Origin of the sequence: Shewanella eurypsychrophilus (genome assembly GCF_007004545.3) — a bacterium.
Lineage (GTDB): Bacteria > Pseudomonadota > Gammaproteobacteria > Enterobacterales > Shewanellaceae > Shewanella > Shewanella eurypsychrophilus.
In genome coordinates this window covers 5111423-5132383 of sequence record NZ_CP045503.2, presented here as the reverse complement: position 1 = coordinate 5132383, position 20961 = coordinate 5111423, and the positions used below count along the sequence as shown (strand labels likewise).

At 45.8% G+C, this 20961-nt stretch carries 12 protein-coding genes and 1 tRNA gene; 6 read left to right on the top strand and 7 right to left on the bottom strand.

From position 1 onward, the window contains the following. Positions 1–23 precede the first annotated feature (23 nt). The 5 genes from FM038_RS21960 to FM038_RS21940 all read left to right on the top strand — a co-directional run bounded on the left by FM038_RS21960 (position 24) and on the right by FM038_RS21940 (position 10693). The gene (locus FM038_RS21960) at positions 24–7034 is read left to right on the top strand and encodes an ImpA family metalloprotease (RefSeq protein ID WP_223292945.1); all 7011 of its coding nucleotides are present in this window, start codon (positions 24–26) and stop codon (positions 7032–7034) included. Between the two features lie 321 nt (positions 7035–7355). Further along, positions 7356–8192, top strand: a complete 837-nt coding sequence (locus tag FM038_RS21955; protein ID WP_142873837.1) for a phosphate ABC transporter substrate-binding protein — start codon at positions 7356–7358, stop codon at positions 8190–8192. A gap of 25 nt (positions 8193–8217) precedes the next feature. Further along, on the top strand, positions 8218–9096 hold the full coding sequence (locus FM038_RS21950; protein WP_142873838.1) for a PstC family ABC transporter permease: 879 nt from the start codon (positions 8218–8220) through the stop codon (positions 9094–9096). Between the two features lie 53 nt (positions 9097–9149). After that, positions 9150–9980 carry a PstA family ABC transporter permease gene (locus FM038_RS21945; protein ID WP_223292944.1) on the top strand — a complete coding sequence of 277 codons (831 nt, stop codon included), beginning with the start codon at positions 9150–9152 and terminating at the stop codon, positions 9978–9980. Then, a complete protein-coding gene (locus FM038_RS21940) occupies positions 9974–10693 on the top strand; it encodes a phosphate ABC transporter ATP-binding protein (protein ID WP_142873840.1) in 720 nt (239 codons plus the stop codon). The genes FM038_RS21945 and FM038_RS21940 overlap by 7 nt, the downstream gene beginning before the upstream one ends. A 45-nt stretch (positions 10694–10738) precedes the next feature. Here FM038_RS21940 and fdhD read toward each other — a convergent pair whose 3' ends face one another. After that, on the bottom strand, positions 10739–11605 hold the full coding sequence (gene fdhD, locus FM038_RS21935) for a formate dehydrogenase accessory sulfurtransferase FdhD (RefSeq protein WP_142873841.1): 867 nt from the start codon (positions 11603–11605) through the stop codon (positions 10739–10741). Between the two features lie 139 nt (positions 11606–11744). Between fdhD and FM038_RS21930 the strand changes: the two genes are divergently transcribed. After that, positions 11745–11839: transfer RNA gene (locus FM038_RS21930), tRNA-Sec, on the top strand. Here the strand turns inward: FM038_RS21930 and selB are convergent. The 6 genes from selB to fdnG form a co-directional block, all read right to left on the bottom strand. Continuing rightward, on the bottom strand, positions 11824–13719 hold the full coding sequence (gene selB, locus FM038_RS21925; protein ID WP_223292943.1) for a selenocysteine-specific translation elongation factor: 1896 nt from the start codon (positions 13717–13719) through the stop codon (positions 11824–11826). The genes FM038_RS21930 and selB overlap by 16 nt on opposite strands. Before the next feature lie 129 nt (positions 13720–13848). Next, on the bottom strand, positions 13849–15273 hold the full coding sequence (gene selA, locus FM038_RS21920; RefSeq protein WP_195873143.1) for an L-seryl-tRNA(Sec) selenium transferase: 1425 nt from the start codon (positions 15271–15273) through the stop codon (positions 13849–13851). An 87-nt stretch (positions 15274–15360) separates the two neighbouring features. Further along, positions 15361–16290, bottom strand: coding sequence for a formate dehydrogenase accessory protein FdhE (gene fdhE, locus FM038_RS21915; protein WP_142873842.1), 930 nt, complete (start codon positions 16288–16290; stop codon positions 15361–15363). 2 nt (positions 16291–16292) lie between these two features. Continuing rightward, entirely contained in the window at positions 16293–16937 is a 645-nt protein-coding gene (locus tag FM038_RS21910) for a formate dehydrogenase subunit gamma (RefSeq protein ID WP_142873844.1), read from the bottom strand. A 5-nt stretch (positions 16938–16942) separates the two neighbouring features. Further along, positions 16943–17860: a formate dehydrogenase subunit beta gene (gene fdxH, locus FM038_RS21905; RefSeq protein ID WP_142873845.1), complete on the bottom strand. Its 918-nt coding sequence runs from the start codon at positions 17858–17860 to the stop codon at positions 16943–16945. Between the two features lie 2 nt (positions 17861–17862). After that, positions 17863–20883: a formate dehydrogenase-N subunit alpha gene (gene fdnG / locus FM038_RS21900; RefSeq protein ID WP_142873846.1), complete on the bottom strand. Its 3021-nt coding sequence runs from the start codon at positions 20881–20883 to the stop codon at positions 17863–17865. Between the last annotated feature and the right edge of the window lie 78 nt (positions 20884–20961).

Here is a 20961-nt window from a genome sequence, read left to right as displayed (position 1 = left end):
TTATTTTAAATTAAAGGAATAACATGAAAAAAATTGGAGTCGCGGGAGCACTGCTGCTTTTATCTTGTAGTCATTCTATATATGCTCAAGATGAAAGTATTGAGCCTATAAATTTGAGTGCTTATGCTGCATTAGAAATTGTTGATGTCACACAAGAAAGCATTAGATTCAGTTGGGATCTAGTTGATGAGGCCTTTGCCTACATCGTCATGCGAGATGGGGTAAAAAAGGCAACCGCTGGTACCTCAACCGATTGGTTTTACGATCCAAGGGTAGAAGAAAACACAACTTATCATTATGAAGTGATTGCTTGGACAATGAATGGTAAGTACACAATAGCCGCCAGTTCTATCACAACGGGCTCTTCGGGTATCAGTCCAGCTACAGACCCATACATCATAGAAACGACAACGAGCAGCATCAAGTTTGGCTGGACTCCCTCAAAAAATGCTGCCGGACATTTTATTAAACGGGACGGTAAGCAAATTGCGATTGTGGGCGTGTCTACCTCTTGGTACATAGATTCAAGGGCTGAGGCCGACACCACTTACCAATACGAAATAATTGCATTTGGTCCTGAAGGTAAGGAAGGACTCGCTACGCAAATTTCTGCCACTACTGAATCATTACCCGTTAATGCGGTTACGGGTCTCAATGTTAGCGAGTTTAGCCATGAGAGCGTGACACTTAACTGGACTGACAGCCACAGCGCTGAGAGTTATATCGTCAAGCGTGATGGTCAACAAGTGGCAACGCTCGGGTCAGGCGTGATGCAATATATCGACAGTGATGTGATTGCCGAAACCAGCTACCGTTACGACATTATCGCAGTGGATGCTAAAGGTAAGCAATCAGAGCCTGCCACAGTCTCTGCCACTACAGATTCACTGCCAGTTAATGCGGTTACTGGGCTTAATGTTAGCGAGTTTAGCCACGAGAGCGTGACCTTAAACTGGACTGACAGCCACAGTGCTGAGAGTTATATCGTCAAGCGTGATGGTCAACAGGTGGCAACACTCGCAGCTGGCACGATGCAATATATCGACAGTGATGTGCTTGCCGAAACCAGCTACCGTTACGACATTATCGCAGTGAATGCTAAAGGTAAGCAATCAGAGCCTGCCACAGTCTCGGCGACAACAGCGCCAGCTCAAACTAGTCTGCTTGAAGAGGCGATCAGAACCGGTAATGCCATGCTGGTCGATGATCCTAATATCTTTATCGATACCTTACTCGAAGAGTTTGAGGCTGAACGTTTTAAGTATGATGGTATTAAGCGTCAGTTATTTAACCTTAATGAAGATGGTACAGCCAAAGAAGATGGCTCTAGCTTAACCTCCATTGATTGGGATGCGCATCATGATGCGGCTCGGATTAGTAGCAGCTTCGGTATCAATGGCGATACCTTATTATCGACCAAGGGCAGTGCTTTTGCGGTAATGGCCGATAATGACACTGGACGTTCATTGGTCATGGGTGCTCATCCGTTTAGAGTTTGGTATTCAGATTACGGTTTAGTCAGTGAAGAGATGCATCAATTTATGCGTAACACCATTACATGGCTTACGGGTAAAGATGAAGGCACATTAGGCAATGTCGTTATCGCTGAAATGGCCAACGAAGGTTGGTTCCGTGATGATCCTGCAACACGTAAATGGTTAGATGATAACTATGGCGAACAATTAAGCTATAACGCCGAAAATGCGTGTGATGACAGTGCGCTCGAGGCCTGTCTGGCACAAAAACCGGATCTATTGATCATCTCTCAAAAGCCAAGGAATTCAGGTTATGAGGAGGAGGTTGTACGTGTCGTTAAGCAAGCTGCAGCCAACGGTACCCCGGTACTTTACTTGCATTATGACGGTGGTCAAACCGAGTTAGGTAAAGGTCTATTTGATCTATTTGATGTCCGTTATCTTGCGGACAATCGCGGTGGAACCGGTACTGAAAATGTACGCGGCTTCGATGGTAGCGCAACACTTGGTCAACTGCCGTCGCAGATTGAGAAATATAATCAGCTATTAACTCATTTCAAAACGGGTGAATATAGCTTCGATATCAGTGATTGTGAAAAAGATTGCGGTAATATTGCTGAATATCAGAGTGAATTTTATAGCCCAGCTAACAGTATCAGTGCCATTCTAAGGAAACTGGAACACTCGAAAACAGATCTGTTTACCTTGCCAGGTATGCGGGTAGAAAAAGTCTTGACCTTAATCGGTGATCATTATCGTACCGAGGCGAGTTTCCCTATGGGGATCAGTATTACGCCAACGGCAGATTACCTTAAAGCCTATTATGCCGATTTTACCCACTATATAACCCGTGACTACAACCCTGTACCCAAGGATCTTGGTAACTTTAGTCGTACTGATTTTAGTCATATTACACCGATCAATAAAACGGTGTCGATGCTGAGTAAGATGAACTTTGCCGCACTGGGTGTCTATGCCATTCCAGGGCAAACAATTCGAGTGACTCGTACCGATAATGGTCCAACAAAAACTTCGATTTTTGTTAATACACTGCGCTCAGGTGCGACAAAAGAGTGGGGAACCAATAGTTATACCCGTCCTAAGTGGACTCGAAGCCAAAATATGTCAATTGAGTCAGGGGAAACATTAACCTTCACCTCTGCGATCGGTGGTCCAATTCAAAGTACATTTAATACCTTTGATGAAGACGTGACATTTGAGTTTGAAAATATCGGTGAACACCCCTATTGGAACGGCCAAGAAGACACTGAGCGATTTTACCAACAGATAGCCGCGGCTGAATTTGACTGGGTTGAGGTGGCGACGCCGAACTTTGAAGTTCATTCTCGATTCAGTAAGTACTTGGGGACATTAAACTACGGGACTATCGAAGAGATCACTGCAGATACCACCACCTATGCCCGTAATTACCTATTATTGCTAGCCGGTTATCAAGGTGTTGGGATCGAGCGAGTCAGTGAAATCCATGACTTTGCCGATACTAATGGCTGGGATATTGATATTTATGAGCATTCAATGCACATGAATGCCGACCAAGCCACTTGTGGTGCAGGCTGCTCGGGTAACCCCTATGATGCTGGATGGGACTTCAGTGTTGTCGGTCATGGTGACTTACATGAGATCTCTCATAGTCACGAAGGTCGTATGCTTGGCTTTACTGGTTGGGGCTCACACAGCCGTACCAATGCCTATTCATTCTATTCACGTTCTCGTTTTATTGTCGATAAAGGACGTGTGGCATCACTGCATGGTCAGCCATGGGAGGCTGAGTTTAATAACATTCAAGCCGCGCACTTAAGTGGCGATCCTATCGCTTACTTTGAAAATCTCGGTACTATTGTTAAGCATGAGCTAGTACAGGCGCAGATGGTGATATCTGCTCAAGCCAATGGTGTGGTTGAGGATGGCTGGAACTTCTATGCGCGATTGCATATTGCTAACTCTAACTTCAAACGTGCTATCGCTAATGAAGAATTATGGCTGAGTCTGCGCGACCGCCTAGGCTTCACCGAGTATAGCTGGGCAGATGCTAAGGCTGCGTCTAATAATGATCGTAATGCCATCTATATGGCCATTTCATCGGGACGTGATTTCCGTGATTTCTTAACCATGTATGGCATCAGAGTTTCCGAAAAAGCCTCGCAGCAGATAGCCAGCTTAAACTTCGAACCCATCCCGCAAACCTATTATGCGGTAAATGGCTCGGATTGGATGTATGGACTGGATTTAGTGATCCCATTGCCTATCGATGGTGAGTCAGTATGGCCAGAAGAGAGACAGTTCCCAGCTTTACCTGTGATTAAGCCACCCGTAGAAGAGGGCGAATTACCTAACTTACCGATCATAGAGGATCCTTCACAGCAGTATGATACCCGCAATGTTGAGTTTAGTTGCTCAGCCAATAGTGGTATCGATATTACTGATAACGCTGCGGTGATAAAGGCGATGTCAACGGGCTCTGTCTATATCCGTTTTCGCGCAGATGCTAATGGTAAGGAGATGAACTTACTGACATTTAGCAATAATGATGTCGATAAAGGCAACTTGTCAGTGACCTTAAATGCCGCTAACAACGCTCTATTGGTTAACGCGATGCAATCGGGTAGCCAGCAGATGAAGCTAACGGCTGCGGGTCAATGGCAAGATGGACAGTGGCATGATCTTGTCTGGGTTGCCGATCAACTTAAGGGAACTCGACTCTATATCGATGGGGTTGAGCAGGCGCAAACACTGGCCAGAAGCTTCTTTAGCGACGCGATTAACAGTGAGCGGTTAAACATAGGTCAGCCTGACAGCCAAGGTAACATGTGTTTTGAAGGTAATATCGAGCGAGTGAGCTTCTTTAATAACGTCCTCTCGGCCGATGATATTGCCAGAATTTCAGATGTGCCTGTCGCGGACTATGTATTTGATACGGCGCCGGTTGTTAATATTGCGACCACCATGCTACGCAGTAGCCTCAACAGCAGTGCGAATAGCCGCAGTGTTAGCTTCGATGCGCGAGGGACTCAGTTAACAGAAGGTCGTGATGCACTCACTTATGAATGGAGCTTAAGTGATGGCACCTTTGCACAGGGTGAGCAGTTTGAGCATACCTTTAGTCAGGCGGGTAACTATTACGTCACGCTGAAGGTGACTGATAGTGATGGTTACCTCGGTAGTTTAACGAAGCGCGTCCCAGTACTCTCAAGCACAATGCCTGGTACACGTACTTCAAGCGGTTATCCAGATCGAAACAAGGTGATTAATGATGCCGACAGCGTGGGTGAAAACTACATCGCAATTGGTGATTCGATTACTGAGCTATGGTCTTGGGGATCACCGGATGACCGAAATGGCGGTTCGATTGTGCGCGGCTTCCCTGTATGGGAGCAGTATTTCGGCAGCGAGAATACCGAAGGCAGAGTCAGCGCTAACTTTGGCATTTCTGGAGACCGCACCCAGTGGATGTTATGGCGTCTAGAGGAGAACTTTGCCGGTTATAACCCTGAAGATATAAGCCTGATGATCGGGATCAATAACTACAAGAGTAATGGTGTGGTCGATACGCTCGATGGTATTAGCGCCGTGGTTGCGCGTCTGCGTCAGCTACAACCTCAAGCCCGTATTCATCTACATGGCTTATTACCATCAACCCAAGTCGCATCTAAGTGGACTGTGGTAATGATCAATGAGGCCTTAAACCGTTTAGCGCAAGGTGATGATAAAGTTAAGTTTGTCGATTATGGCCCCGAGTTTGTTGAAAACGGTGACATGTTAAATGGCGCGATTAGCTCATCAATTATGTATGACGGTTTACATCTAACGACTGCTGGCTATGAGATTTGGGGTGAGCGTCTTAATGCAGACTTACTCAATGCCGATTTGAAACTTGAATCCAGCTTCGATGCCAAAAAAGGCACCATAGCAGAGCAAGGCTTCACTCATACCTTAGGCGGAGAAGGCGTTATTACTGAAGAGGTGATTGATGGTGAACCGGTTACTTTATTTAATGGTGATGGAGGCCTTACCTATGCTCGGATGAGTTTTGATACTGACTTAATCACACGTACATTTTATAACGATTGGTCATATTCAATAACGGCTAAAGTCACCGGGGAGAGTTTGTCATTTTACCTCGGTACCACAGGTATGCGTTTCTTACCTTGGCTAAAAGTGAATAGTGCTGGCGATCTTATTGTCACGCTTGAAGGGGGAGATACCCATACTCTCGTTGAAAGCACTGGCAGCGCCGCTTTCCATAAATTTGAAATGCGTTATGAGGCTAAAACCAGAGAAGCTGGATTCTATTTTGATGGCAAATTCATCGATAAGTGGTCAGGGACTTCGAGCAGTCATACTGGCGTGTATGTCGGTAAAGTGACATCGAGTAAGCGTGGTCAACTAGCGCTTAAAGCGCTAAACCTATCTGTAGGTGATGGCAAGTCAAATATGTTTACTAAAGTCGATGTGTTCCAGCACGACCAAGAAGGTGTTAACGGCAGTAAATATTATCGCATCCCGTCTTTGATCAAGGCGCAAGATAATGCGTTACTGGCCTTTATTGAAGGTCGACCAAGTAGTGCAGATCCTGGGGCTGCAGGCATTATCAAGATGGAGATGAAACGCTCTACAGATAATGGTGCAACTTGGGGGGAAACACTAGTACTTCACGAGACGGTGGGCGTAGATTACTCTGATCCACGGGCTATTCTAGATGAAGAAACTGGCGATATTATTATCATGTATACCCAGTGGGACGATCGTTGTGCACAAAATGGTAATTGTGCAAAACCCGGTGGCCCTAATTACTTAGTGTCACGCCGTAGCTGCGACAATGGTCAAACATGGGAAGAGGCAATCGTTCACCAAGATGTAAAAGATCCTACTTGGCATAGCATCAATTCCGGTCCAGGAATTGGTATTCAGCTAAATTGGCAAGACAATCAAGGACTAAATGGCCGACTAATATTTCCCAATATTGTTCGTGCACCTCTCGACCCTGCCAATCCGAATGCCAATATTCGTTACTACACAGGCTCGGTGTACAGTGATGATCATGGTGAAACATGGAGTCTTGGAGAGTTAGCGCCTATTTCTGGGCCGACAGAGAGTGAGATTGTTGAGCTAGAAGATGGTCAGCTAATGATCTCTGCGCGCAATGATGGCAACGAGGTGAGTGGTGCTCGTGTTTGGCTACGAAGTAGTGATGGCGGTATTAGCTGGAGTCGTGATAGCTCGATTACCGGGATTAATATCACTAAAGTCGACACCTCGCTAGTTCGTTACCATGCCGTTAAAGATGGGGATGCGCGAAACCAGCTTATCTTCTCGGGTCCTAAAGGCTCGGGTCGTAATAACTTGGCATTGTGGACTAGCTTAGATGAAGGGAAAACATACAGCGATCCTTACATCTTAGCCTCTGGTCATGCAGGCTATTCGGCTGCAATCAAACTTGCTAACGATGGTTTGGGGATCTTATATGAAGGAGATTCTGGCATTAGCTTTATTGGTCTAACGGCGCAAGAAGTCGCCGATATGAATAGCAAACTTAAATAAGATTTGTTGTTAAAAATAGCGCCTAAATGGCGCTATTTTTTTATCTAGAGGCAAGTATGGTGCCGTATTCCCATAGCGGTTACATATAATGACGAGCGAGTGTGGGATGGATTTACAAGGAAATCATTATTCTTTCATCAATGTGCTTTGTTTTCGGGTCATTTTGTCCAAACAGCTAATATTAATAAAAAAATTAACGGTTGCTGCTGCAAAAATCAGTTTATCTACTTGCTCTAAAGAGGTGATTGATAATAATGAATCAACTTGCCTGATGAGCATATTTATTGTTCATTCTGTTTACCACTACTTCTAGGAATTATTATGATGCTCAAGACCTGTTTTGTCTGCTTAATAACGACTTTTACTCTACTCACATCGAACTCACTGATCGCGGATGAGCTTTCAGCTTTCGATGAGATGAGTGGTCAGTTGAATATTGCCGGTGGTACCGCGCATATTCCGGTGATGAAGAAGGCTGCAAGACAGATTATGGGGCATAACCCAAGTATTCGTATCACCATTGCAGGTGGAGGGTCGGGGGTTGGTGTGCAACAAGTCGCTAAAGGGCTGGTGAATATTGGCAATAGCGGTCGCGCCTTGAAAAATAAGGAGATGGGCTTAGGCTTAAACTCTTACGCCTTCGCTATCGATGGCGTCGCGGTGATCATTCACCCAGATAATCGAGTTGATGATCTTAGTCAGCAGCAGATCATCGAGATTTATCAAGGCAAAATTACCAACTGGCAAGAAGTCGGTGGTCAAGATCGACAGATACACCTATTTAGCCGTGACGAAGCGAGTGGTACCCGTTCTGTGTTTAGCAAGAGGCTGTTAAAAGGTGCACAGCTTGCTGAAAACGCTAATATCGTGCCATCGAATGGGGCGATGAAAACTGCAATCTCTCAGGATGTGGGAGCCATAGGTTACTCTAGTGTCGGTTACATCGATGAGATGGTAAAAGCGCCAACATATAACCAAATAAAACCTAGCCAAGCGGCTTGTGCTTCAGGGGAGTATCCAGTGGTACGCCGCTTATATATGAACACTAAGGGAGTGCCTAGCGGTTTAACTCAAGCCTTCATCGATTACATCTATAGCCCAGAAGGTGCAAAGCATATCCAGGCATCTGGTTATATCCCTCTCGATGCAAAGCTTTAAGCTTAAGCTTAAGCAAAGCCGCTAGATGCAAAGCTTTAACTACACGCTTAAACAAAACACTTGGATGCAAGGCTTGTTGGTGACCTTAGTGGTTGTTAGCGGCCTATTATTGTTATCTGTTTTTTGTTTCTTAATTTGGTTCTCACTGCCGGTTTTTTTGACTGAGACAAGTGCTGTTTTCAAGCTGAAATGGCAGCCAGAGCAGGGGCATTTTGGCATCTTGGCTATGGTCTTCGGTACCTTGTCACTGGCTCTAATTTCGACATCTTTTGCCTTTGTTATTGCCATAGGCCTCAATAGCTTCTGTTTGCTATCGCGCCGCCGTTGGCTGGTTGCTATTTTGCAATCTCTGCTTAAATTCATGGCGGGCATACCGACCGTAGTGTATGGGTTAGCAGCGCTTTTTCTGCTCTTGCCCCTTCTGCGTAACATTCTGCAACTTGGCTCTGGTTACAGCCTGTTTGCCGCCGTATGTATGTTGATATTGCTCATTTTACCTGTCATCTGTGTCATGTTAGACAATATTACCACTCCCTTGTGGCAGCAACATGCTCTGGGTGCTCAGGCACTGGGGTTTAGCCCTGAACAAACGTATCTGCAAATTATTTTGCCCCATTGTAAAGTGAATATATGTGGTGCCGCATTATTGGGGTTTAACCGCGCGATCGGCGATACCATGCTGCCTTTGATGCTTGCGGGAAATGCTACCCAGTTGCCCTCCGGGGTATTCGATGCCATTCGTAGTTTAACGGCACATATCGCCTTAGTGATCGCAACCGATCAAGGTGGTGAAGCCTATAATTCCTTGTTTGCTGCAGGAATGCTGCTGTTAATGTGTAGTGCCTTCATCTGCTTATTGTCGCGATACTTGGTGGGGAGAAATCGATTGGTGCAACCAGCATGAGTCGATGGATTGGCTATTGGGGTAATCTCTGCGCCTTTTTATTAATGAGTATTATGCTGGTTATAATTGGCTTTATCTTATTCAAAGGTATGCCGACATTAAATCTACAACTCTTTTTTGGTGACACTGACCCTCTTGCAGCAATGATGGGGCTAAAGCCTGTATGGGAGGGCATATGGCCTGCCTGTGTCGGCTCCGTTACCGTCATTTTATGTGCCGTATCCTTGGCTACTGTGCCGGGCGTCGCCTGTGGTATATGGCTTGCGAGTGCTCCGGAAAAAACCGCTCAGAAAGTGCTGGGTATCGCCGTCGACATTCTTGCTGGGATCCCATCCATTCTAATGGGACTGTTTGGCTTTAGTTTGATTTTGCTCTTGCGAGGGACTGTCTTTCCTCAGGCTAATGCCAGTCTCTTGCTTGCAGCATTTTGCTTGGCCTTACTCATCCTTCCTTATATTGCCTGCGCGACTCAAAATGCACTGAGTAGCTTACCAAAGCAGTTAGCTATTACGGGAGCAGCCTTAGGTTTGACTCAATGGCAGATCACATATCGTTTGCTTCTGCCGCAAGCCCGAGCAGGAATTATGAGTGGACTCATGTTAGCGATAGGCAGGGCTGCTGAAGATACCGCGGTGATCATGTTAACAGGGGCGGTGGCAAATGCGGGGCTACCCGGAGGGTTATTTGAGCGGTTCGAAGCGTTACCGTTCACGATTTTTTATTACAGTGCTCAGTATCAATCACAACAAGAGTTAAACATGGCGTTCGGAGCGGCTTTAGTTCTGCTAACGCTCACGAGTATTATCTTTACTTTACTTGCGGCGCTTGTCAGGCGTCCCAACCAAAATATGAGTGAAACTATCAGTAGGGAGAGTGTGTGTTAGATAAGGTTTGTGACGGCGAAATTATTGGCCAGATCCAAGATGTCAGTATTCGCTTTGCTGATAAAACAATTCTCAAGAATGTGAATATGCAACTGAGAAAAGGCCAGCTACATATGCTGACTGGCCCATCTGGTTGTGGAAAAACCACCCTGTTACGGGCGCTAAACCGGCTCAATGATTGTTTCGAAAAGCATGTTATGACTGGCAATATTTGTCTGCAGTTGTCTGAGGGGGAGGTCGATGTCAGCCAACTTGTACATCATCACCTACCACTGCTGCGCCGAAAAGTCGGCATGGTATTTCAAACTCCAAACCTATTACCTGGCAGCATCATAGACAACTTGTTATTGCCACTTAAGGTGGTCGCTGGGCTAAATTCGGTGCAAGCTTTAGCACGTAGCGAAGAGGTGTTAGTGCAGGTGAGGCTGTGGGATGAGATCAAGGATAGACTCAATAGCGATGCTTCCTCGTTATCTGGTGGTCAGCAGCAAAGATTATGCCTGGCAAGAACGCTAGTGCTTGATCCTGAGATCCTCCTATTAGATGAACCAACGGCGTCTTTAGATCCAGAGAATACCGAGGTGATAGAGCAATTGCTAGTGTCATTGAAGCAGCGTTATACCATGGTGATGGTGTCACACAGCCCCCTGCAGACTAAGCGATTGGCTGACCAGGCATTTATACTCGATCGACAAGGGGTTTCTAGTTGCTAGCTCTATAAGCTCCAATATTGATAGCAAACCGTCCCCCGGATAGAATTAATAGGCCATCTTTTTTTCAAGTTCTATAGCCGTTAATTTATTGAGGTTTTCCGAGGTGATACGATGAGAATGAGTATATATTGTTGCTCTATTATTACGACAGAAACCGACTAAGGTAATATTGGATTTGTCTGCTAATTCTATTGCTAGAGATGTAGCAGCAGATATTGCAAATATAATTTCAATATTTGCGCTTGCCGATTTTTGTACCATCTCAAAGCTGGCTCTACTGGTTAGTAGAATAGCCGCTGGTGTTATTTGGCCATTCTTTGAGTAAGAGCCTATTAATTTGTCTAGCGCTATGTGCCTGCCTATATCTTCATAGCTCGAGGTGATTTCTCCGCTCTCAGATAATGACATGGCCGCATGAGTAGCACCTGTTATATTAAACATGGTTTGTACTTTTGGTAACTGAGATAATACATTTTGCAATAAGTTTATATTGAATCTTTTATTATTGTTAACACGTATTGTAGGCTTTACTGCATGTTCTAATTGCGCTACTCCACATAGTCCACATCCCGTTCTTCCTGCCATATTTCTTCGCTGATCTTTTAGTGCCATAAAGCAACGGTTAGTAATTTCAATATAAATAAGTACACCCTTGTCATTTGGCTCTAACTCTATCGATTTTATATCTGCTGGCTTCTCTACAATTCGTTCAGAAAGCGTAAAACCAATAGCGAAATACTCAAGGTCGGCTGGACTTGCCATCATTACAGTGTGTGAAATTCCATTGTAAATAAGTGCAACTCTCACTTCTGATGCAACTGATTCTACAATTTCTGACTCTCTAAAATTTCTAAAACATCTGACTTTTTTATGCTCAATTACATTATGGATCTGAGTCTTAATTGAACTCATGATAAATGTTCCTTTAAGTAAAGTATTACTAGTCAACAATTGTTGTTTTAATTAATGTTATTGATCACAAATATATTAATTATAAATGTTTGTACTTGTTGAAATAAATTGTATTGATTATTATGATGCTTCTTCAAGAGGAAGAACGTCGTCTCCGGTGAGGCGTCTGGATTTCAAATCCGGGTGGGGCTGCCAGCAGTCCCAGGTAGGTTCAACTCCTATGTTCTTCCGCCAATTTTTTCTTGAATAAATAGTCCATTATCTCTAATGGTTCTACTGTTAGATTGATATTTCCTGCTAGTGAATCCACATCTGTCGAAAAACTCTAATATTTGTATGCTTGCCTTCCTTCCTAATTTAACTAGCTCTCTAAATTCAGTGGTTTTAATTTCTTTATATTTACTATTATGATTGCGAATATGTTCTGCATAGAGATAAATAGATTCACTCATTACATATCTATCTTTTAATATTGACGTTAAAAAGCCTAATTGAACTAACTTGTGGCAGAAGTGGCGCATTGACTTAACCTCGATATCATTAATCATGGCAAAGTCTGTCACCCACAGAGGTGCATTAGCTTGTTGGCACTGAGTGGATATACGCTGCCAAAGTAAAGATTCCCGCTGTGTCAGCGCAATGTTGTGATTGGGAAGGTGGACCAGACTACGGCTCATCTGCAGTTGCTTTTGTTGACAGAGAGTCGAAATGACAAAGCTGGTGATTTCGAAGGGATACTTTTCTCTGCTCATGCGTTGAACTCGGCTCATGGCCAGGCCTAACTGATCGGGAAACTGGCTATGATAGTTTTCGATAATGGATAACAGTTGGCTTGATATATGTTCGAGTAGTTTAGGGTGAATCACAAAACCTGAAATGTGTTGCAACTGAGTTTGCGCTGAAAGTTGTTGCAGTTGCTGTGAACTTAGCTGCCAATCCCAGCAGAAACCTGTAGCCAGCACTGGCTGGATTAAGCTTTGAAATTGCAGTGCACTATTAGGTGAGTGACATTGTGATAATAGGTCTAGATATTCGAGACGTTCAGGCTTGCGCTTGCCTCTTGCTGTCGGTTGCAGTTCTAAGATTTGTGCACCGCCTATGGTGCTGGTCGCTGCAGCATCTCGAATAATGACTCTATCGTGATTGGTCAGTTGCATCGGTTGTTCGAATTGCAATTCGATTAAGGCGCGGTGATCGTTGAGTGATTGCAGCAAAGATACACGGGCCAAGCTGTGATTACCGCCGTGATAGATATGCACACTCTGCCAATGTTTAACATTTTTTTGCCCCTCAAATATTGCAGTAACCCGATCTGATGCCTGTACAGGTGCTAATTCAGTGAGCCAATCTCCACGCTGTAAGCCTGAGTGAGAATCGATGTTAGTCAGATTAAGCGCGACTCTTTTCCCTGTGCTTGCTGCTTGAGATTGACGTCCCTGGCTATGAATATTACGTACTCGAATCGCCTGAGTTTGATTCGAAGCGAATAGTTTTTTGTCTAGATCAATACTGCCGCTTATTACTGTGCCTGTAGCGACTAGTCCGGCCCCTTTTACGCTAAATACTCTATCGACAGCCATCCTGAAACTATGCATCTTGGTGGCACTAGTTTGATTTTTTGCTAAGTGTTTTATATGTTCGCGCAGAGGTTCTATACCGCTTCCACTGATTGAAGAAACCGTAAATAACCCATTAATATCATCGTTATTGCTTGTCAGTAGTTGGCCGATCTCCTGCTCAACTTCTTTTATGCGAGTCTCACTGACGCGATCGGCTTTAGTGAGCACGACAATGAGGTTATCGAGTTTGAGTAAGCGCAAAATGTCTAAGTGTTCTATTGTTTGCGGCATAACACCGTCATCACAGGCGACCACTAACATGGCATGTTTTGCACTGCTGACGCCGACCAGCATATTGCTAATAAACTTCTCATGGCCTGGGACATCGATAAAGGCGAGTCGACAATCTTGGGCGATATCCATAAAGGCATACCCGAGATCTATGGTCATACCGCGCTTTTTCTCTTCGGGAAGCCGGTCGGCATCGGTGCCAGTTAGCGCTTGAAGCAGTGTGGTTTTGCCGTGATCTACATGGCCGGCTGTAACAATAATCATCTGGTTTTACCGTGTTCTACATGTCTAGGAGTCACAATGATCATTTGGTTAGTTCACTCATTATGTCAGTTTGAAGCAGTGTGGTTTTACCGTGATCCACACCCTCTACGTCATTAGCTGTCACAATAATCATAATTTCTGCCCAACTTCCCTGAGTGCGTTTATCAAGCGGACTTCTTGCTCTGCACCACGTAAATCTAACCAATATTGGTTGTGATTAATTCGACCAATAATAGGTCGCTGGCTCCGCTTAAATTTTTGCTCCAGCTGATGGACCGCGTATCGGCTTTTAGCTGTCGGTGTGAAGGTCAGAGCCAATGAGTCGAGCAAGGTATTAGGTTGAGAACCACTGCCTATCTGGGTTTTGCTTGGGGTGATGGCGAGGTTAAAGTGGGGGGAAAAAAATTCAGGCAGCTCCGCCATAAGCAACTGGCCTAATTGCTCTAGTTCGTAGAGTGGGCGAGACATTTTTTTAAGCATAGGCAGCTCGTTATTGAGCTTAAGTGGGTTTCGATACAGTAACAGCGTTGCTTCAAGCGCTGCTAAGGTCATTTTGTCGCAGCGTAGCGCGCGTTTGAGTGGATGTTGTTGCAGTTTTTCTATGAGCGCTTCATCACCAACAATCAAGCCGGCTTGCGGTCCGCCGAGTAGTTTGTCGCCCGAAAAGCTAATCAGGTTAACCCCATCGGCTAACATCTGTTGCGGGGTGGGCTCATCGCCGAGACCAAACTCGGTAAGATCGGTCAGTGCGCCGCTGCCCAGATCTGAGATAAGCGGTAATTGATGTTGCTGGCAAAGCTGAGCCAGAGCTTTCTCATCGACAGCAGAGGTGAATCCTTGGATGTGGTAATTACTGGTATGTACCTTCATGATGGCGGCGGTATTTTCAGTAATGGCTTCTTGGTAGTCTTTAAGGTGAGTACGATTGGTGCTGCCGACCTCGACTAAGGTGCAGCCTGCTTGGCGCATGATATCCGGAATGCGAAAGGCACCCCCTATCTCGACCAATTCGCCTCGAGAGACGATCACTTCTTTACCTGCCGCGACGCTCGAGAGCATCAGCAGTACAGCAGCGGCATTATTGTTAACCAGGCAACAGCTTTGCGATCCCGTTAGTTGGTTTAATATTTTTCCTATGGCTTGATCTCGGTGACCCCGCTTGCCTGCTTCTAATTCAAATTCCAGTGGTGTCGGATGACGCATCACTTTGGTCACCGCCGATATGGCGCTTTCTGATAGCTGAGAGCGCCCCAAGTTGGTGTGTAAAATAGTCCCTGTCAGATTCCAGACTGGTTGAAGGCTGTGGCGCTGTTCCTCTAACAATCTTTGCGTCAAAGCTGTAATTATCGTATTTGCTGTGGCGCAATATTTAGGTAGGATTTGCCGCTCAGCAATCTGAGATCTTGCTTGATTGAGAAGCTTGTTTAACTGGTTTTTAACCCAAGCATCGCCATATTCCTGCCTAAGTTTTATCACGGCTTTGTTCACTAGCAGACTGTCCATAGCGGGTAAGGAACGATATAGGGCGGTGGTTGTATTGATAGCTTGGGTCATCGGATTCATTTACTTCAAGTTAAAATCAGTGGTGATTAAATAAAGCGCTACAGATCCAAGATTCTGAGTCTGTAGCGCTGGTCGAACTTACTGCTCGTGGGCAAGCAACAAGGGGTTAACCGTTGTGGCTTGATAGCCTTGCTCCACCACGTGCTGATCCATCAGCAGTGTTGCCAAATCATCCACAGCAACTTCCAGCTCAGGCTTGATGTTGGTAAACAACATCTTGGTATAGCCCTTACAGGTGTCACAGCTTTCGATGCGAATGGCTGACTTGGTTTCAGATTCAGCCCAAAGGAAAACGCCCTTGTCTTCGCCACAGCTAGTGCATTCGGCGCGGATTTGATGCCACTGGGTTTCACATAGACTGCAATGCAGATAGCGTAACCCGGCACGAGGCTGATCCTTGATCACACTGGCTATCGGATGGCTGCCACAAACCGGACATAAGGTTTTATGGCTTTCAGCCGATTTAGCGATTTCGCTAGCAAGATCCGTTGCCCAGTGCGACCAATAGACAGATAAGGCTGCCCAGATAAATAGCGTGTATTTCGCCGGAACCTTAGCAAAGTGGCCAAGCAACATGGCTTCGGCATAATCTTGTAGAGTTTGCGGTTTAACCCCGACTAACTCTTTAAGTACTTCACTCAGTTCCGAACTGCCAGTCACTGACAACTTAGGGAGGAGATCACTGACAAGCTCCAGCAATATCGACTGCCAATAATTTCCCCACTCAAAGTTTGCCTGAGCCATTGGCTGGGCTTGCTCGAGATTAAACTTAGGCTTGAGGCCGAAGCAGTTCTCCTCTTGCAAGCCTGTCTCTGCGGCTACCCTCTCTTGGGCGTTAACAAGCAGCTTGAGTAAGTTAAAGTAATCGGTGAGTCCCGACTCCTGTGCTAACTCAGCCAGTCTTTTGCCGCGCAGTTGGTAGACCGTCTTAGGATCAGCTGGGATCAGGGTCTTGATCTCCAGTTTTTGGGCCTGGATTTTTTTAGCGTCGAGTATTGCTGTGCTCATAATTAGTGTTTTTCCCGCTTAATAGTCTTTAGTTCAGGATCCTTAAGCATGTTGGGATGGTGTTTCTTGCACCAGGCGCGAGATACTGCGCCATACAACATGCCTGCAACCGATCCTTCCACCCAAGTTGCCATCCAGAAATGCACTATCACGAAGATAAGCATGATCACCGCACAAATGGCGTGCAGTAGAATGGCCCACTCGATAGCGGTGGAGGCAAAGTAATGGGCAAAGTAGGGCTGCCACATCATGAAACCTGTTACCGTTAATACGATAGAGGTCACCACGAATGTGCGGAACAGTACTTTTTGACCTGGGTTGTAATGACCGATGGCGGGGATCTTGTCCTCGTTTTCAAGCATCACATCTTTGATGGCTAGCATCCAAGTCAGGTCGTTCTTTTCCCATTTGTTATGGTGGTAGTAGCGCACTAGCATCAACATCAGCGGCAGACACATCATCAAGCCGGCAATAGGATGAACAAAGCGCGCCATTTGTGGTGTGCCAGCTATCGCTCCCAACCATTGAAAGGATGGGAAGAAGAAAGCAAAGCCAGTGAGAAAGGTCACTAAGCCCACAGCCACAATAAACCAGTGACAGATCCGATCGAACAACTTATGGCGCAAAATCATATTCTGCTTATGCATGAGCGTTACTCCTTATCTGACTGGGTTGGGTGGGTGTGATCAATCGCTTCACTGTCATCATCGTTATCACTCTCATCGACAACATTTCGGCCCACTGTGATGCGGTGCAGACAAGCCACCGCCACAGTCGCGATAATCCCGGCTGCTCCCAGAGGCTTGACTACGTCTTGCCATAGTTTGATGGGTAAGCTGGTCTTAGGATCAGCAGGTAAGCCATAGCTTTCCGGTTGACTGATGTCATGTAGAATCATCATCATCCCCGTGCCGCCAACCCCTTGAGGGTTATATAGCCCAGCCTTAGTAAAGCCTTTCTCGTGAAGTTGTTTGATACGCAAGTCTGCGATAAACAACATATCTTCACGGGTACCGAACTTGAGCGCACCTGTGGTACATGACTTCACACATGATGGCTCTTGGCCTACCTGTAATCTGTCTGAACACATGGTGCACTTATAGGCTTTCTGATCGATCTCATCGAGTTTAGGCACATCGAATGGACAAGCCGTTACGCAATAGCCACAACCTATGCATTTATCAGAGTCAATATTCACAATGCCGTTAGCATGTTGAACGATGGCATCTTTAGTCGAGCAGGCTGTTAAACAGGCTGGATCGTCACAGTGCATACAACCACTGTGAGTGAACTGCCAACGTAGCTTGTCATTCTCGTCTGTGACCTCATTGAACTTCATTAAGGTCCAGCACTCAGAGGATAGATCCGCTGGATTTTGGTAGCTACCGGTAAACTCACCGATAGGTGCACGTAGATCGTTCCATTCGGAACACGCGACCTGACAACCTTTACAGCCATTACACTTAGTAGCATCGAATAACTTAGCTATCTTGCTAAGCTTCTTTCTTACCTGCGCAGCTGGGGCTAACGTAGAGGTTCCCGAACTTAAAATAATATCTTGAGCAGACATAATTAGATCCCCTTCACCTTAGCAATATCTACTAGGAAGGCCTTAAATTCAGGCACCTGAGTATTTGCATCACCCACTTCCGTAGTCAGAATATTGCAACTGCTACTCTTGCGAGTCAGTGCGTTGTAACCACCATGTCGTGGTAAACCCACAGTGTGTACAAGTTGCCCATGTACCTTGAGTGGTTGTAGGCGCTTAGTCACTAATGCCTTGGTCTTCAAGCTACCGCGCTTAGAACTCACAGTGACCCAGTCACCGTTGTTGATACCTTTCGCAGCCGCTAACACTTCATCGAGCTCTACAAAGGTCTCAGGCATGGAGATAGCCGCAAGACGACAGTGCGCAGTCCAGAAGTTGAAGTGTTCTGTCATGCAGTAAGTTGTAGCAACATAAGGGTAATCTTTATGAGAACCCAAGGTCTCAGCGACACCATCTAGCATACGAATAGCCGGGTTACTGATCACTTTCGGGTGCAATGGGTTGGTGCCAATTGGCGACTCCACTGGCTCGTAATGTTCAGGGAAAGGACCTTCTGCCAGATGTTTAAGGGCAAAGAAACGACCCACACCTTCAGGCTGCATAATGAATGGATGAGCAGAATCTTGTGGCTTAAGCTTCATATTGAAGTCACCCACATCAATTCCGTGCCATTTGTCATGGCTCCATTCCAAGATTTTACGTTTTGGATCCCAAGGTTTACCGTTCACATCGCAAGATGCACGGTTATAGAGTACGCGACGGTTTGCAGGCCATGCGAATGCCCACCCCGGAGTAATACCTTTACCGGACGTATCCGAGTTATCACGGCGAGCCATCATGTTGCCCTGTTCGGTCCAAGAACCTGAATAGATCCAGCAACCACACGCGGTGCTACCATCATCTTTAAGTTCACTGAAGCTATTTAGCTGCTTACCGGTTTTAAGATCTATACCGTTAAGTTCTTTAGCAACTTCTGAACCATGGGGGAAGCTTGGGTCATGATATCCAGCCCAATTAATGGCTTGGATTGGCTCTGGCAGTACGCCACCTTCGGTGTCATACAGCTCTCTAAGCTTCATGAGTAGGCCTGATAGAATCTCGGCATCAGGCTTAGATTCACCCGGTGCGTTAGCGCCTTTCCAATGCCACTGCATCCAGCGGCCTGAATTTACGATACAGCCTTCCTCTTCGGCAAATAGGGTGGTCGGTAGACGGAAAACTTCAGTCTGGATCTGACTTGGATCAACGTCATTAAAATCGGCAGATTTTTTCCAAAATACAGAGGTTTCTGTGGCTAACGGATCCATTACAACCATGTACTTTAGCTTACTAAATGCAGCCAGAGTCTTGTTGCGATTTGGCATGGAGTTAATAGCGTTAACCCCTTGAATAAAGTAGCCATTGACCTCACCCTTGTACATCATGTCGATGTGCTTGGTGTAGTCATACTGCAGATCCCACTTAGGCAACCAGTCGTAACCAAAGCTATTTTCTGCCGTGGCGTGATCGCCCCAGAAACTCTTCATCTGCGAAATGAAAAACTTAGGGTAATTGGACCAATAGTTAGTCTGACCTGGGCGCAGTGCTTTTGGTGTATAGCGCTCAAGATAGGTTTCAAGATCGGTATCTTTATCATTTGGTAGCTTGAGGTAACCAGGTAAGGCCTGACAAAGCAGTCCCATATCCGTTGCACCTTGCACGTTCGAGTGACCACGCAGTGCATTTACACCACCACCTAATACACCTATGTTACCCAGCAGCAGCTGAACCATAGCCATAGAACGAATATTCTGTGCACCCTTAGTATGGTGAGTCCAACCTAAGGCATACATGAAGGTTGCCGCTTTATCTTGTTTATGCGTACTGCCAATAAGGGCACAAACTTTCTCATAATCTTCAACCGGGGTGCCGGTAATATTGCTTACGGTGTCAAAATCGTAACGCTCAACATGCTTCTTAAGCAGGTTCCACACACAGCGCGGGTGAGACAATGTCTCATCGACTTTGGCGTAGCCGTCTTCATCTAGATCGTAGTACCAGGTTTCTTTGTCATAGGTACGGCTCTTTTCATCGAAGCCACTGAACAAACCTTCATTAAATTCGAAGTCGTCACGGACGATGTAGCTGGCATTGGTGTAGGCCTTTACATAGTCATAGTGAACTTGTTTAGTCTCAATTAAATATCGGCTTAATCCGAGCAGGAAGGCGATGTCTGTACCGCTACGCAATGGGGCGTAACAGTCTGACAGTGCTGCACTGCGAGTGTATCTAGGGTCGACAACAACCAACTTGGCATCATTGTGTTCCATTGCTTCTGTTACCCAGCCGAAACCGACAGGATGTGCTTCAGCGGCATTACCACCCATGATCACAACGACATTGGAGTTCTTAATATCAATCCAGTGGTTGGTCATGGCACCGCGCCCAAATGTTGGAGCAAGACTTGCTACCGTTGGGGAGTGTCAGTTACGCGCAATAGTATCTATGGCCACTAGGCCAAGAGAACGAGCAAACTTATGGGTAATAAATGCGCCTTCGTTTGGTTGAGCCGAAGAGGTCATCATGCCTGTGCTCAACCAACGGTTTACGGTATTACCTTCGCTGTTCTTTTCGATGAGGTTTTCATCACGGTCATCTTTCATATGACGAGCAATGCGATTGAAAGCGTCATTCCAGCTGATACGTTTCCATTTATCAGTACCTGGTTCACGCACTTCAGGGAAGTGATTACGGTTAGGGCTATTAACATAATCAACCAAACCTGCGCCTTTAGGACAAAGGGCACCACGGTTAACTGGGTGATCCGCATCGCCTTCGATGTGGAAAATAGCCTTTTCGGCATTCTTGCCGTTACTGCCGTGGCTGTACATCAGCAAGCCACAACCTACCGAGCAATAACAGCAGTTATTGCGGGTCTCTTTTGCTTTTAGCAACTTGTACTCACGGGGCGCAGCCATTGCGGTTCCGGGCATTAAGCCCAGTGCCGAAATAGCCGATGTGGTCGCTCCGCAGGCACACAGTTTAAAAAACTGTCGTCTGTCCATCTTACCCTCTCATAGTTACATCTGTTTTATATGAGTCATATAAGCAATGCATTAAAAAATGATTGTTCAGTGTCACAC

Coding starts and splice junctions, on each gene's coding strand:
- FM038_RS21960 (WP_223292945.1), top strand. CDS start 24: ATGAAAAAAATTGGAGTCGCGGGAGCACTGCTGCTTTTATCTTGTAGT.
- FM038_RS21955 (WP_142873837.1), top strand. CDS start 7,356: ATGATGCTCAAGACCTGTTTTGTCTGCTTAATAACGACTTTTACTCTA.
- FM038_RS21950 (WP_142873838.1), top strand. CDS start 8,218: ATGCAAAGCTTTAACTACACGCTTAAACAAAACACTTGGATGCAAGGC.
- FM038_RS21945 (WP_223292944.1), top strand. CDS start 9,150: ATGCTGGTTATAATTGGCTTTATCTTATTCAAAGGTATGCCGACATTA.
- fdhD (WP_142873841.1), bottom strand. CDS start 11,605: ATGAGTTCAATTAAGACTCAGATCCATAATGTAATTGAGCATAAAAAA.
- selB (WP_223292943.1), bottom strand. CDS start 13,719: ATGATTATTGTTACAGCCGGCCATGTAGATCACGGCAAAACCACACTG.
- selA (WP_195873143.1), bottom strand. CDS start 15,273: ATGACCCAAGCTATCAATACAACCACCGCCCTATATCGTTCCTTACCC.
- fdhE (WP_142873842.1), bottom strand. CDS start 16,290: ATGAGCACAGCAATACTCGACGCTAAAAAAATCCAGGCCCAAAAACTG.
- FM038_RS21910 (WP_142873844.1), bottom strand. CDS start 16,937: ATGCATAAGCAGAATATGATTTTGCGCCATAAGTTGTTCGATCGGATC.
- fdxH (WP_142873845.1), bottom strand. CDS start 17,860: ATGTCTGCTCAAGATATTATTTTAAGTTCGGGAACCTCTACGTTAGCC.